This is a genomic window from uncultured Roseibium sp. (genome assembly GCF_947496995.1).
Classification (GTDB): domain Bacteria; phylum Pseudomonadota; class Alphaproteobacteria; order Rhizobiales; family Stappiaceae; genus Roseibium.
Genome location: NZ_CANMFD010000001.1, coordinates 79712 through 92970, shown reverse-complemented (window position 1 = coordinate 92970; position 13259 = coordinate 79712). Strand labels below are relative to the sequence as shown.

Annotated in this window: 12 protein-coding genes; 7 read left to right on the top strand and 5 right to left on the bottom strand. The window is 61.8% G+C overall.

Going from position 1 to position 13259, the window contains the following annotated elements; genetic code table 11:
* Positions 1-29 precede the first annotated feature (29 nt).
* Positions 30-1073 carry an extracellular solute-binding protein gene (locus tag Q1B40_RS00465; RefSeq protein ID WP_299808386.1) on the bottom strand — a complete coding sequence of 348 codons (1044 nt, stop codon included), beginning with the start codon at positions 1071-1073 and terminating at the stop codon, positions 30-32.
* 207 nt (positions 1074-1280) lie between these two features.
* Here Q1B40_RS00465 and Q1B40_RS00460 point away from each other — a divergent pair, with 207 nt between their 5' ends.
* From Q1B40_RS00460 to Q1B40_RS00430, 7 genes are all read left to right on the top strand, one after another.
* Positions 1281-1970 carry a GntR family transcriptional regulator gene (locus tag Q1B40_RS00460; protein ID WP_299808384.1) on the top strand — a complete coding sequence of 230 codons (690 nt, stop codon included), beginning with the start codon at positions 1281-1283 and terminating at the stop codon, positions 1968-1970.
* A 410-nt stretch (positions 1971-2380) separates the two neighbouring features.
* The gene (locus tag Q1B40_RS00455; protein WP_299808381.1) at positions 2381-3034 is read left to right on the top strand and encodes a GntR family transcriptional regulator; all 654 of its coding nucleotides are present in this window, start codon (positions 2381-2383) and stop codon (positions 3032-3034) included.
* An 82-nt stretch (positions 3035-3116) separates the two neighbouring features.
* A complete protein-coding gene (locus tag Q1B40_RS00450) occupies positions 3117-4148 on the top strand; it encodes a TRAP transporter substrate-binding protein (protein ID WP_299808378.1) in 1032 nt (343 codons plus the stop codon).
* A gap of 61 nt (positions 4149-4209) precedes the next feature.
* A complete protein-coding gene (locus Q1B40_RS00445; protein ID WP_299808375.1) occupies positions 4210-4764 on the top strand; it encodes a TRAP transporter small permease in 555 nt (184 codons plus the stop codon).
* A gap of 7 nt (positions 4765-4771) precedes the next feature.
* Positions 4772-6067 carry a TRAP transporter large permease gene (locus Q1B40_RS00440; RefSeq protein ID WP_299808372.1) on the top strand — a complete coding sequence of 432 codons (1296 nt, stop codon included), beginning with the start codon at positions 4772-4774 and terminating at the stop codon, positions 6065-6067.
* The gene (locus Q1B40_RS00435; protein ID WP_299808369.1) at positions 6064-7482 is read left to right on the top strand and encodes an amidase; all 1419 of its coding nucleotides are present in this window, start codon (positions 6064-6066) and stop codon (positions 7480-7482) included. The genes Q1B40_RS00440 and Q1B40_RS00435 overlap by 4 nt, the downstream gene beginning before the upstream one ends.
* The gene (locus tag Q1B40_RS00430; RefSeq protein ID WP_299808366.1) at positions 7475-8230 is read left to right on the top strand and encodes a hypothetical protein; all 756 of its coding nucleotides are present in this window, start codon (positions 7475-7477) and stop codon (positions 8228-8230) included. The genes Q1B40_RS00435 and Q1B40_RS00430 overlap by 8 nt, the downstream gene beginning before the upstream one ends.
* Before the next feature lie 19 nt (positions 8231-8249).
* Here the strand turns inward: Q1B40_RS00430 and Q1B40_RS00425 are convergent, their stop codons facing one another.
* Genes Q1B40_RS00425 through Q1B40_RS00410 form a run of 4 tightly spaced genes read right to left on the bottom strand, consistent with a single transcriptional unit; the run spans position 8250 to position 13250 of the window.
* Positions 8250-10361: a molybdopterin cofactor-binding domain-containing protein gene (locus tag Q1B40_RS00425; protein ID WP_299808363.1), complete on the bottom strand. Its 2112-nt coding sequence runs from the start codon at positions 10359-10361 to the stop codon at positions 8250-8252.
* The gene (locus Q1B40_RS00420) at positions 10358-10855 is read right to left on the bottom strand and encodes a (2Fe-2S)-binding protein (RefSeq protein WP_299808361.1); all 498 of its coding nucleotides are present in this window, start codon (positions 10853-10855) and stop codon (positions 10358-10360) included. The genes Q1B40_RS00425 and Q1B40_RS00420 overlap by 4 nt, the downstream gene beginning before the upstream one ends.
* A gap of 18 nt (positions 10856-10873) precedes the next feature.
* The gene (locus tag Q1B40_RS00415) at positions 10874-11776 is read right to left on the bottom strand and encodes a 2-oxo acid dehydrogenase subunit E2 (protein ID WP_299808358.1); all 903 of its coding nucleotides are present in this window, start codon (positions 11774-11776) and stop codon (positions 10874-10876) included.
* A gap of 10 nt (positions 11777-11786) precedes the next feature.
* Positions 11787-13250 (bottom strand): NAD-dependent succinate-semialdehyde dehydrogenase, encoded by a 1464-nt coding sequence (locus Q1B40_RS00410; protein WP_299808355.1) that lies wholly within the window; start codon positions 13248-13250, stop codon positions 11787-11789.
* Between the last annotated feature and the right edge of the window lie 9 nt (positions 13251-13259).

Below are 13259 nucleotides of genomic sequence, written 5' to 3'. Positions count from 1 at the left end.
TCATCCTGGCTAGCGGATACTCGGGAAAGTCAGACGGCGATCTCGCGGTCGAACCGCTCGATCCAGTCCCGCCGGTTGCCGGCAACCGCACCCCAATCCGGAGAGAAGGCCTTTACATCGGTCGGCACGCCGTCGCCGGCGGTCACGCCGGTGTTGGTCGGCAGGGCGAAAGTCTCCTTGATCATGGCCGCCTGAAGCTCCGGCCCGAGCATCTCGTTGATGAAAGCCGCGGCCAGTTCCTCTTCCGGTCCGCCCATCACCCGGGCGATGCCGGAAGGCATGGCGCCGACGCCTTCCTTCGGCGCTGCAAGATCGACCGGTGCGCCTTCCAGCTTGCGGGGAATCGCGATGGACGAAAACGATCCCGCCAGCAGCGACGCTTCGCCCTGCTCAAGCAAATTGAAGCTCGGCGGCATCTTGGTGTAGATCGTGAGCAGATTGGGCTTCAGTTCCGCCAGCTTATCGAAGGCGGCATCGATGTCGTACTGGGCTTCCTCAAGCGGCTTGCCGGTCGCAAGCTGGGCGGCGAAGAACAGCGTCCACAGGCCTTCCGTATTCTGGAGCGACGGGATTATCACCTTGCCCTTGTATGCCGGGTCCCACAACGCCTCCCAGGAGGGAACGTCACTGACCAAGCCTGTATTGAAGGCGACGCCGCACCAGGGCTGCTGGTAGTTGGCCCACATCCCCTCCATATGAATGGCCTCGGGCTTGATGGACGACATGTTGGACAACGCGCCCGGATCGAGCTTTTCGATCAGCTTTTCCTCAACCGCCTGTATCAGGACCGGATCGTCCATCATCACGACGGAAAGATAGGGCTGGTCCTTGTTCGAGCGCATTTTTTCCAGGTTCACGGACGACTTCGTCCCCTCGAGAATGATTTTGCAATCATACTTCGCCTCGAAAAGCGGAAGGACGGCTTTTTCCATCCAGCCGACATGGCCGCCCGCGCAGCCGACGATCATTTCCTTCGACTGGGCCCGACCGATTGCCGGCATTGCCAGGGTGCCGGCTGCCGCGGCACCAAGCTTGAGCGCATTTCTGCGTGTAATGGTATTCCTGCGAGACATATTCCAATCCTCCACGCTGGGGGAACAAAGACATGGACGGCCATGCAAGCACGGTGCCAAATGTGCACATTTTTATTTATTGTTTTAATTCAATGCTTTAATTAAACTCATGTGAGAGGCGGTAAATTCAGAAAAATTTTGTGCACATTTTTTGATATTTTTGTGCACAAATTGATTCCAGAAAGACCAACGGACGTGAAACAGACCATGCGGCGCACCCCCAAATCCGCACCCGAGATTGACGAAAGGGTTTATGACCGGCTGTCGAACGCGCTTATGGAAGGCAAGCTGAGAGCAGGCACGAAGCTGGCCGAGCACAAGCTTGCCGATGCCCTGGGCGTATCGCGCGAACGTGTGCGCAAGGCCCTGCATCGTCTTGCCGCCGACCGCCGCATCGACATCATTCCCAACAGGGGTGCGCGCGTGCCCAGTCCTTCCGCGGAAGAGATCCGGGCTGTCTACCAGGCCCACAGGACGCTCGAGGCCGGTGTGCTTCTGCAACTCGGCACATCCCTTTCCGAAGCCATGCTCGCCTCGCTGGAGGAACATCTTCGCAAGGAGCGCGACGCCGCGCGCGCAAACGACCGCGCATTGTCCGTGCGCCTTTCCGGCGAGTTTCACATTCTGCTGGTTGATGCGCTCGACAACGAAGAACTGTCGCGCTTCATCCGGGACCTGCTCAGCCGCTCGTCGATCATGGTTTCTCTTTACGAACATGCCGGGCACTCGGCCTGCGGCGTCGATGAACACGCCGCGATCGTCGACGCCCTGCGCAAGGGAGACCCGATGTCGGCCGTGGCACTTTCCAGGGACCACTTCACACACGTTCAGGAACGTCTCGATTTCCCGGAAACGGTTTCCGCCCCGGTGAATTTCGAGGAGATTTTCCAAAACTGAAGGCACCGCCGACCCGGCTCTGCCGCCGCCGGTGTTTTCCCCGCTGTACGCTTCCCGACGATCCGGCACCGTATATGCCCTGACCATGCGTTCCCTTCCTTCCGGTTTATCCCGCCCAAGAAATCTGGTTGCGCGGGAAGGATCTACAGAAGAGAAGCAATCGCAGTGCCAAGAGCCCGCCACGGGCGGGAAATCTTCCTAAGTTATTGAAACGAAATATTTTACTTCCAGGGCGCCGGCCACCCGAATAAGCCGGGAGCGTCGATTCTTGCAGCCTTACATTGTATATTGTATACAATTTAGGCGTAAAAGATTGATATATAGGCATTATATAATTTACCAGATCGCCATTTTCGACGATTATCGTCACCAACATGACTCAGCATTCGAAAAATTCATCCGGACGGACGGTGCGTCCCGTTCGCCGCCAGCAGCTCCATGAAAATGTTGCCAGGCAGCTGCGTGCGCTCATTCTGGAGGGCGCGCTGAGCGACGGTGACCGCATCATCGAGACTGCATTGTGCGCGCAGCTCAACGTCTCTCGCACGCCGCTTCGCGAAGCGATCAAGACGCTGACGCATGAAGGTCTGATCGAGCACCGGCCTAACCGCGGTGCCCGTGTCACGAAGACGACCGCCAAGGAAATGCGGCAGCTGTTCGAAGTCATCTCGGGTCTCGAGATGCTTGCCGCCGAAACCGTGGCCGCCTCCATAAAGCAGAGTGAATTCAAACGCTTGAAATCTCTTCACGACAAGATGGCCATGCATCACACGGCAGGTGAACGGGATGAATATTTCGCACTCAATCACCAAATTCACCTGAAGATCGTCGAACTCTCGGGCAATCCGATCCTCATTGAAACACACGCATCGCTCATGACGCGCGCCCGCCACCTGCGCTACCAGGCCCTCGCCGGACAGGACCGCTGGATGGAAGCGATGGAGGAGCACAACGGCATCATGAAAGCGTTCGAGGCGGGCGACGCTGCACTTGCCGGACGTCTCATGAAGCAGCACGTTCGGCGCACGGGAGAAGTGGTCGAAGCGACCTTTCCCGCCCCCTAAACGAACGCTACCGCCTGCCCATTCCGCACAATTGGCACAACGCTTGCTGCACGTACTCCGTCAGAACAAAATGGAGTACGTCATGCGTCAATTATTTGCAGCCCTTTCCCTTGGCCTTCTGCTTGGATCGCCGGCGATCGGCGAGACCGTCGAACTGAAGGTGCTCGGCCAGCCGGGAAGCACCGGCCTGATCCAGAAGAACAAGGAACAGCCCTTCTTCGAAACCTTCGCGGCGGACACCGGTCTCGACGTGACGGTGAACTTCCAGCCGCTGGATGCGACCGGCATCAAGGACACCGAGGAACTGCGTATCCTCAAGAGCGGCCTGTTCAACATCATTTCCCTGCGCATGTCGCAGGTCAGCCGGGACGAACCGACCATCCTGGGTCTGGATCTCGTCGGCCTGAACCCGACCTACGATGCCGGCAAGAAGACGATGGCCGACTTTTCGGAAATCGTCGACAAGCGCCTTCAGGAAAAATTCAACACCAAGCTGCTCGGCATCTGGCCGTTCGGACCGCAGGTCCTGTTCTGCAAGCCGGAGATCAGCAAGCTGACCGACCTCAAAGGTTACAAGGTGCGGGTCTATGACCAGAACCTTGCCAAGTTCGTGGAAAGTGTCGGCGGCATCCCGGTCCCCCTCAGCTTCTCCGAAGTCCAGCAATCCCTTGCCCGCGGCGTCGTGGACTGCGCGATTACCGGCCCGAGCTCGGCGAATTCCGCCGCATGGCCGGAAGTCACGACCCATGTCCTGCCGCTGGCCTTTCAGATCGCCCTGAACGGTTACGGGATCAACCTCGATACCTGGAACAAGTTCACCCCGGAGGACCAGGCGAAGATCGAAGCGGCCTTCGACACATTGGTCTCCGATATCTGGGCCTATTCGGAGGAACTGTTCGACGACGCCATGCGCTGCAATGTCGGCAAGACGCCTTGCGAATTGAACAAGCCGTATGATCTCGTCGAGGTTCCGATTTCGGAGGAAGACCTGAAAATCGTCGAAAGCGCGGTGAAGGAACTCTCCTTCCCGGCCTGGGCCGAAGTCTGCGATGCCACCAACCCGTCCTGTTCGGCGGATTGGAAAGCCACAGTCGGCACCCGCCTCGGCATGTAACAGCTACCGGCGCGCCGAAAACGGCGCGCCGTTTTCCTCTGAATAACAGGTCTTTGCGATCATGCACTTCTTCACTCGTGTGGCGAGTTGGTCCTTCGGACTGATTCTGCTTGCCTTTTCCCTTTTCGTGACCCTGGAAACGCTCAGCCGGAAGATATTCAACCATTCGTTCCAGGGGGCCGACGAGCTCGGCGGATATGTTCTAGCGATCTGCGGCTCGCTTGCTTTCTCCATCGCAGTCGTCGAACGCGGACACATCCGTATCGACTTTCTCTATGACCGGATGCCACCGCGCGTACAGGCGGCGCTCAACATTCTCGCGACGCTGTCCATGTTCGCCTTCGGTATCTTTTTCCTGCGCTACTGCTTTTCGGTCATCAAGGACACGCTCGAGTACGGCAGTACCGCCGCCACGCCCTGGGCAACGCCGCTCATCTATCCGCAAACCATCTGGTACGCGGCCCTGGTGATCTTCTTCATCGTGACCGCATGGCGCACCGCGTCAGCTCTCAGGCAGCTGGTTTCGGGAGATCTGGACGGACTGAACCACGACTTCGGACCCAAGGGTGTCTCGGAGGAACTGAATGACGAACTGACGGACCTTCGGAGCAGATAGTCGAACCATGGCCGTATCAACCATTCTCATCGCCTTTTTCATCATGCTGGCCGTGATGCTGGTCGGAGTTCCGATCGCCGCCGTCATGGCACTTGCAGGCATCGTCGGCGGGGTGCTTGCCTTCGGCTGGCCGCTGGTGGAAACCATGGGGGCCGTCGTCTGGGGCGTCCAGAACGAAAACCTTCTCACAGCGATTCCGCTGTTCATCCTGCTCGGCGAGTTGCTTCTGCGCAGCGGCATCGCCGACCGGATGTACGGGGCAATGTCCATGTGGCTGGGTTTCCTGCCGGGTGGGCTGCTGCACACGAACATCGGCTGCTGCGCGCTGTTTTCAGCAACCTCCGGGTCGTCCGTGGCGACAGCCGCGACGATCGGCACCGTCGCCATGCCGACCCTCGACGCGCGCGGCTACGACAAGGCCAAGGCCCTGGGCAGCCTTGCAGCCGGCGGAACGCTGGGCATTCTCATTCCCCCGAGCGTCAATCTGCTTGTCTACGGTTCGATGGCAGAGCAGTCGATCGGACAGCTGTTCGTCGCCGGCATCGTTCCGGGAATCCTGCTGACCCTGTGTTTCATGGCCTATATCGGCTACACCCACCGGCACGAACGGCGAGAAAGTGCCGACGTTTTCTCCCTTGCGGACAAGGTAAAGGCCTCAACGGCCCTGCTGCCACCCGTGATCATCTTCCTGATCGTTATCGGCAGCATTTATCTGGGCATCGCGACGCCGACGGAATCCGCCGCGCTCGGTGTCACCACCGCCCTGGGTTTCGTCCTGTTCCACCGCAAACTCAGCCTTGATTTCCTGAACCGCTGTTTCGTCCAGACGGCCAAGACCACAGGCATGGTCCTGCTTATCGTCACAAGCGCCTTCATCCTGAACGTGACGCTTTCCCTGACTGGCGCGGCCCAGTCGATGACCTCCTGGATCGCATCGCTCGGCCTGTCGCCGGTCGGGCTGCTTCTCGCTCTGGTGGTCTTCTACCTTGTCCTCGGCATGTTCATGGATGTGCTGTCCATGCAGGTGCTGACCATTCCGATCGCCGTGCCGGTGATCACGTCGGCGGGGATCGATCCGGTCTGGTTCGGCATCTTCGTCGTGCTGATGTGCGAACTGGGACTGATCACCCCGCCGGTCGGCATGAACCTCTATGTTGTCCAGGGCGTGCGGCTGGATGGGGGGCCCTTCATCGATGTCGTCAGGGGAGCCGTGCCCTATGTCGTCATCATGCTGGTCTTCACTTTGCTGATGATCGCCTTCCCGAATATTGCCCTCTGGCTGCCGCAAACGATGTTCCAATGACCGAAGTGTGGAAGAAAACGCTCATCGAACTCGCTTCGGATCTGGCGGCAGGCCGTATCTCGTCGGTGGGGATGACCGAGGCGGCGCTGTCACGCGCCGATCGGCTCGACCCTGCGCTCAACGCACTGGTCACCCGCAACGACATGGCGCTCACCCAGGCCGCGGAAAGTGATGCCCGCCGCGCGACAGGGGAAACCCTGGGGCCACTGGACGGCATTCCGTTCGCGGTGAAGGACAACATCCTGACCGCGACGGTCCGCACCACATGGGGAAGTCCGGTCTATGCCGATTTCATACCTGTCGAGGACGAGACGCCTGTTGCGCGGTTGAGAGCGTCCGGCATGGTGATACTCGGCAAGACCAATGTTCCCGAATTCACGCTGGAAGGGTTTACCGACAATCCGCTGTTCGGGCCGACGCGCAACCCGTGGGACACGAACCTGACCCCCGGCGGCTCCAGCGGCGGATCGGTCGCAGGGGTTGCCGCAGGTCTTTTTCCTGCGGCGATCGGAACCGACGGAGGCGGGTCAATCAGACGGCCCTGCGGCTATACGGGTCTTTTCGGACTGAAGCCGACGATCGGCCGTCTCCCGCGGACGGTCACCCTTCCCCAGGTTCTCTTCGACATGGAAGTCATCGGCCCGATCACCCGGGACGTGGAAAGCGCTGCGCTGCTTTTTCGCGCCATGGAAGGATACCATCACGGTGACCCGAGATCCGCTCTCCCGGAAGAGCCGGGAAAGGACCTGGATCTGGGCTCCGCACCGGCTAGCCTGAATATCCTCTACGTCGAAAAGATGGCAGATGCCCCGCTTGATCCCCTGATCGCCGATAGCAGCCGACAGATGGCGGCAAGACTGGAGACGCTCGGCCACCGGGTGACGCCAGGTACTCTGCCGCTGGACCTTGCCGACCTCAACGAGCACTGGACGCGTATCGGCCAGGCCGGACTGGGATCCCTCGCCGGGCGACTTGGCGACACATTCGCCAGTGCCAGTCCGAAATACAGGGAGATGGCCGATTGCAGCCGTTCCTTCGGGTCCGATGCGCTGTTTAGCCTCTTTGACAGGATCGCCCGCCTGCGCGAGGACGCAGCGCGTTTTTTCCAGACCTGGGATGCGGTTCTGACACCGTCGAGCGCCGCCATGCCCTGGCCCGTGGGCACGGATTATCCGCGCATGATCGACGGTCATTCGGTCGGACCGCGCGGACATGCCGTCTATACCGGCTGGGTAAACGCCATCGGGCACCCGGCAGTCAATCTGCCCGGTCCGCCGGCCCCGAACGGACTGCCCATCGGCTGCCAGCTGGTCGGCGCGCACAATCGCGACTGGCTCCTGATGAGACTGGCCCTGCAATACGAAAACGCCTTCCCCTGGCACGACACCTGGCCGGAGATGGCACTCGATGACTGACAGAGATCCCGAATGGACGGAAAAAAGGCTCGATACCGCTGCGGAACTGCTCGCTGGGTGCCGCGGCAGTGGCGCCACGCTTGCCCACCTGCCCGCTTATGCCCGGCCGGAGACGGAACAGGAAGGGTACGAGGTGCAGCGGCGCGTTGCGCGGTTTCTGAACGTCACTCCGCAATGCTGGAAGGTGTCTGCTTCCGGCCCCAGTGGACCGACCGCGGCACCCGTCTGGGGCGACGAAGCCCAGTCGTCATCCACCCGCGCCGGCCAAAGGTTGCTGCTGGAAACCGAGATCGCCCTCAGGCTCTGTCACGACCTGCCCTGCCGGCCATCTGTCGCCTATACGCGAAACACCATCCTGAAGGCAGTGGACGTCTTTGCCGTGGCTTTCGAACGTGTCTCATACCGGCTGACGGCGCCCGATCTGCCGTTTCCCCAGCGGTTGGCGGATTGTCTGGCGAATGACGGTCTGGTCATCGGCACGGCTTTGCCCGTTGCCGCCCTGCGGCCCGATCCGGTGGCGTATCTGACACTTTGCCGGAACGGCACGCCCGAGGCATTCACACCGGTCAATATCGATCCGGTAGGAGCCCTTCTGGCCTATGCCAACCACGGCGGCGACATGCTGGGCGGCCTGAAAAAAGGTCAATGGGTGCTCACCGGTTCGATGACCGGAATGCAGAAGGTGGACGATGCGTCGGAATGGAGTGCCGTCTGGAACGGTGTTTCCGAAGTGCGGCGCAGCTTCTGAAATTCCGAGGGTCAGCCGGTCACGCCAATGCGGCAGCCATGATGCGGTCTCTCGTCAGCGGCAGTTCGCAGACCTGGATGCCCAGGGCGTTGAAAAGGGCGCTTCCTATCGCTGCCGCGACCGGTCCCTGCATTGCTTCGGCGCAGCCGAGCGGCGGCATGTCCGGCCGATCGATCAGGCTGACGGAAACCTCCGGAACCTCTGAAAATTTCAGGATCGGATAGTCGAGCCAGGTTTCCGTCGCCACCAGCGGGCCTGCCAGTTTCACCTCTTCCTTCAGGGTCCAGCTCATTGCCTGGAGAATCCCGCCCTCGATCTGATTGAGCGCGCCATCGCGATTGACGACTTCACCGGAGTCGACCACGGCGTGAACATGCGACACTGAAACACCTTCATCCACTTTGACCCGGGCCAGAACGGCGGCGTAGGCACCGGCGTTCTTGTATCTGCCGAAGCCCAGACCGCAGCCCTCGGTTCCTGGCTCAAGGTCCTCCCTCAGCGCCCTGCCTTCGGACATGGCAGTCTCGATCACGGCCCGCGCCCTTGGATCCTCGATGTGCCGCAGTCTGAAAGCAGCCGGGTCTTCGCCGGTCGCGGCCGCGCATTTTTCCATCAGCATCTCGATGGCGAAGATATTCAGATGCGCGCCGAGCCCTCTGAGCGAGGACGTTCTGTAGGGCAGGTCGTGAACCAGCTTCTTGGCCACGCGAAGATTGGGGATCGTATAGGCGGGAACCGCGTTGCGGTCCGCTCCCCCCTGCGGGAGGGGCAGGTCGGCGGATCTTGCAAGCGGGATCGGATTGGCGAGTCGGGTGGCGGTCACGAGGTTCGGAGCACCGGCCATGTCGGGGCGGTTGGCATGCGGCGGGCTCGTCACAAGGACGGCGGCGGAGGTAAGCGTGCCTGTCTCGTCGAGATGGGCTCTGGCGGAGGTCATCATGGCGGCGCCGAGCGGCGCGACCCGGAACTCGTCCAGCCGGCTCCAGATCACCTTCACCGGTTTTCCCGTGGCATGACGCGCCAGCAGAGCCGCATCGAAGGCGGCATCGTCCGCACCGTTATGACCGTAACAGCCAGCGCCCGGTGCGTGTTCGATGCTGACGTCCTCGATATCCAGCCCGATCACCCGGGCGACGGCGTTGCGTAGCTGGAACACGCCCTGCGAATGTGACCATATCTTCAGCCTGCCGTCCCGCCAGACAGCCATGGCTGCGGAAGGCCCGATGGAGCCGTGACTGAGATAAGCCCGGCTGGCGGTAACCTCGACGGCGTCTGCGTCCTCAGCCGGGACTTCCCCTGTTTCATGGACGACCGTTTCAGCACCGGCGGCGCTGGCAAGAAGTTCACGGAGCGACCCGTCTTGAGGGAAGTCCGGGACAGACCATTCGGCGCGGATTGCCGCCCAGCCTGTCGCAGAAGTCACCTCGGCAAAGCTCTCTGCAAGAATGCCGACAACGGACCCGTCACGAAAGACGTCGATGACGCCAGGTCTTGCCGCCAGGGCTGTCAGGTCCAGCGAGCGCAACACCGCCCCCAACGCCGGAGGATGAAGGATACGCCCATGGACCATGCCGTCCGGCGCAAAGTCGTGAATGAAAGGGGTTCCGAATATCCTGTCGGGCAGATCCCTGCGCGGCAGGACGTGTGACGACAGCGTGTGCCGGTCCGGTCCCAAGGGGGCCGCGTAGCCCATCACCGGGACCGCGAAATCCAGACCGGCGGCGAGATCCCAGAGATCCAGATCCGTCTGCCGTCCCTCTTCCAGAATGCTGCCGTCGCGCACGCTCAGACAGCGGTAATCGGCATTCAATTTCAGCGAGGCTTCCCGCAGGATCAGCACACGGGCCGCCGACGCGGCGAAGCGGAGCGCCATGCCGCCCATGGAGACCGACATGCTGCCGGCGGTGTATCCTTCATTGGGGGTGCGCTCGGTGTTGCCGGAGGTGATGACGATGTCACCCGGAGCAAGTCCCAGTTCATCCGCTGCCATCTGCGCCAGTGCGGTCAGATTTCCCTGACCGAGTTCGACGCGGCCGGTCAGCATCTCGACGGTCCGTCCCGGTCCGAAACGGATCCAGTCGGATATCTCGGGAGCGGCCTTGAGCGGCAGGGGAATGCTGAGCGCGCTCATCGGTCTTTTGCCGCTGTCATGGTTTCACTTGCCAGGCGGACCGCCCGCAGGATGCGCAAATGCGCCCCGCAGCGGCAGAGGTTATCGTCCAGCGCCTCGCGAATCCGGGCGTCCGGTGCGTCGGGCTCGCGATCGAGCAGGGCTTTCGCCGCCATCAGGATGCCCGGAAGACAGTAGCCGCATTGCGCCGCCTGACAGGCCAGAACGGCTTCCGCCAGCGGATGGGTCGCACCGGCGGCGGTCAGGCATTCGACGGTTTCGATGCGTTTTCCGCGAACCGCCTCCAAGGGCAGATCGCAGGAGGTCACCGCCTTGCCGTCGACGATCACCGTGCAGGCCCCGCAGGTGCCCTGTCCGCAGCCGAAGCGCGTGCCTTTCAGTCCGAGAACCTCCCTGAGGACATGAAGCAGCGGCAGGGAGTCGTGGCCACTGACAGCGGTCTGGCGGCCGTTGAGCGTGATCGTCATGCCGTCTGTGCCTTGCTGGTCTGCCATTCAGGTTTTCCCGTCCGCTCAGAGCAAAAGACGCTGCGGCTCGCCGATCAGCGATGCATATTCGGCAAGAAATCTGGCCGCCTCCGCTCCGTTGATGACGCGATGATCGTAGCTGAGATCAAGCGGCACCACGGGACGCGGCTGAAAGGCCTCTCCGTCCCAGACCGGCTGGATGCGGGTGCGCGTGATGCCGAGGATGGCGACTTCCGGCGGGTTGACGATGGGCGTGAAGGCCGTTCCGCCGATACCGCCGAGATTGGAGATCGACATCGACGCGCCGCCAAGTGCATCGGGCGGAAGCTTGCGCTCGGCGGCTTTTGCCGCCAGGGCGGAAATGTCCTTTGCAAGCTCGAACAGACCCTTGCGGTCGGCATCGCGGACAACGGGAACCGTCAGGCCGTAGGGCGTATCGACGGCGATGCCGATATGCACATAGTCCTTCAGATAGAGCGTTGCCCCGTCCGGACTGAGCGATGCATTGAAGGTCTCGAAGCGTTTCAGGCAATGTGCCAGCGCCTTCACATGGAAGGCGAGCGCGGTCAGCCTGACGCCGTTTTCCGCCGCTTCCGCCTTGAGGGCCTTGCGGAACGCCTCGATCGCGCCGACGTCGGCCTCGTCATGATGGGTCACCTGCGGGATAAGCGCGTTCGCGGCAGCCAGATTGCGGGCCGACACCCGGGCGAAGCGAGACATCGGCTCTTCGCGGACCGGTCCGTAGGCGGAATGATCGACATCCCAGAAGGTGGCATGATCCGGCCCGGACGCAGACAGGCCAGCGCCCGGTTTCGAACCGGATACCGCAGCCTCGACATCCTCGCGCGCCAGCGCCCTGCGGCCGAGCGACCGGCCGAGATCCTCCAGATCGATCCCCTTGCGCCCGGCGAGGGCGCGGACGGACGGACTTGCGGTGACCCTGGTCAAATCCGTGTCCCTACCAGCTTGCGGAGATGTATTGAGTCTCCATGAATTCCAGCATGCCCTCATGGCCGCCTTCACGCCCAAGACCGGACTGCTTGGTGCCGCCGAACGGCGCCGCCGGATCGGAAACCAATCCCCGGTTCAGGCCGACCATGCCGTAATCGAGCCTTTCACAGACCTGCAGTCCGCGTTTCATGTCCTCGGTAAACACATAGGCCACCAGCCCGTATTCGGTGTCGTTGGCGCGGCGGATAACGTCTTCCGTGTCGGAAAAGGTCTGCAACGCGGCGACGGGACCGAAGATTTCGTCATCCACGCAATCGGCCGTTTCGGGAACATTTGTCAGAACGGTCGGCGGATAGAAGAAACCGGGTCCGGCCGGAGCTGTTCCGCCGAGCAGCAGCTCCGCGCCCTTGTCGATTGCGTCCCGGACAAAGGCGGCCACCTTGTCGCGCGTGTCGGCATTGACCAGCGGGCCGACATCGACATCCGGATCGAGACCGTTACCGAGTTTCAGAGCGGCCATCGCGGCCGTCAGTTTTTCGGCGAATTTGCCGGCGACACTCTCGTGAACGTAGAACCGGTTCGCGGCGGTGCAGGCTTCGCCGAGATTGCGCATCTTGGCCAGCATCGCGCCTTCGACGGCCGTGTCGAGATCCGCATCATCGAAAACGATCAGCGGCGCGTTGCCGCCCAGTTCCATTGCCGGTTTCAGCACCTGATCGGCGGCGGAATGGAGCAGTTTGCGGCCTACCTGGGTCGAACCGGTAAAGGAGACGACCCGCACACGCGGATCGTGCAGAAGATGATCGACCAGCGCGCCGGATTTTTTCGATGGCAGAACGCTCACCAGCCCCTTGGGAACACCGGCCTCTTCCAGCAGCGGCATCAGCGCCAGCATGGTGAGAGGTGTTTCGGAGGCCGGCTTGATGATCACCGGACATCCGGCTGCCAGAGCCGGTGCGATCTTGCGCGTGCCCATGGCGGCGGGATAGTTCCAGGGCGTCACCAGAACCGCGATGCCCGCCGGCTTGTGCTGAACGATGATCCGGGCGCCCGATGCCGGTGCGCGGGTGATCAGACCGTCCGCACGCACCGCTTCTTCGGCAAACCAGCGGAAGAATTCCGCCGCATAGGTGGCCTCGCCGCGTGCGTCGTTGCCCGCCTTGCCGTTTTCCAGGGTGATCAGGGTGGCGAACTCGTCGAGCCGCGCGGTCATAAGTTCCCAGCATTTGCGCAGGATTTCGGAGCGCGCGCGCGGCGTGCGCGACGCCCAGTCGCCAAAAGCGGCTTCAGCGGCATCGAGCGCGGCGTCCGCGTCGGCGATTTCGGCGGAGGCGACCGAAGCGAGCACGTCTTCCGTCGCCGGGTTGAGGACGTTGAAACGTTCGCCGTTCGCCCCTTCCCGCCAGCTTCCATCAATGTGGAGGTCGGACAAAAACTGCCGCGCATCGACATTCAGAACAGGTTTGGTCATCGGTCTTGT

What these genes read in the sequence shown, in the direction of transcription:
- Q1B40_RS00445 (WP_299808375.1), top strand. Translation starts at nt 4,210, where the DNA reads ATGCACTTCTTCACTCGTGTGGCGAGTTGGTCCTTCGGACTGATTCTG.
- Q1B40_RS00440 (WP_299808372.1), top strand. Translation starts at nt 4,772, where the DNA reads ATGGCCGTATCAACCATTCTCATCGCCTTTTTCATCATGCTGGCCGTG.
- Q1B40_RS00460 (WP_299808384.1), top strand. Translation starts at nt 1,281, where the DNA reads ATGCGGCGCACCCCCAAATCCGCACCCGAGATTGACGAAAGGGTTTAT.
- Q1B40_RS00435 (WP_299808369.1), top strand. Translation starts at nt 6,064, where the DNA reads ATGACCGAAGTGTGGAAGAAAACGCTCATCGAACTCGCTTCGGATCTG.
- Q1B40_RS00425 (WP_299808363.1), bottom strand. Translation starts at nt 10,361, where the DNA reads ATGAGCGCGCTCAGCATTCCCCTGCCGCTCAAGGCCGCTCCCGAGATA.
- Q1B40_RS00430 (WP_299808366.1), top strand. Translation starts at nt 7,475, where the DNA reads ATGACTGACAGAGATCCCGAATGGACGGAAAAAAGGCTCGATACCGCT.
- Q1B40_RS00465 (WP_299808386.1), bottom strand. Translation starts at nt 1,073, where the DNA reads ATGTCTCGCAGGAATACCATTACACGCAGAAATGCGCTCAAGCTTGGT.
- Q1B40_RS00450 (WP_299808378.1), top strand. Translation starts at nt 3,117, where the DNA reads ATGCGTCAATTATTTGCAGCCCTTTCCCTTGGCCTTCTGCTTGGATCG.
- Q1B40_RS00410 (WP_299808355.1), bottom strand. Translation starts at nt 13,250, where the DNA reads ATGACCAAACCTGTTCTGAATGTCGATGCGCGGCAGTTTTTGTCCGAC.
- Q1B40_RS00420 (WP_299808361.1), bottom strand. Translation starts at nt 10,855, where the DNA reads ATGGCAGACCAGCAAGGCACAGACGGCATGACGATCACGCTCAACGGC.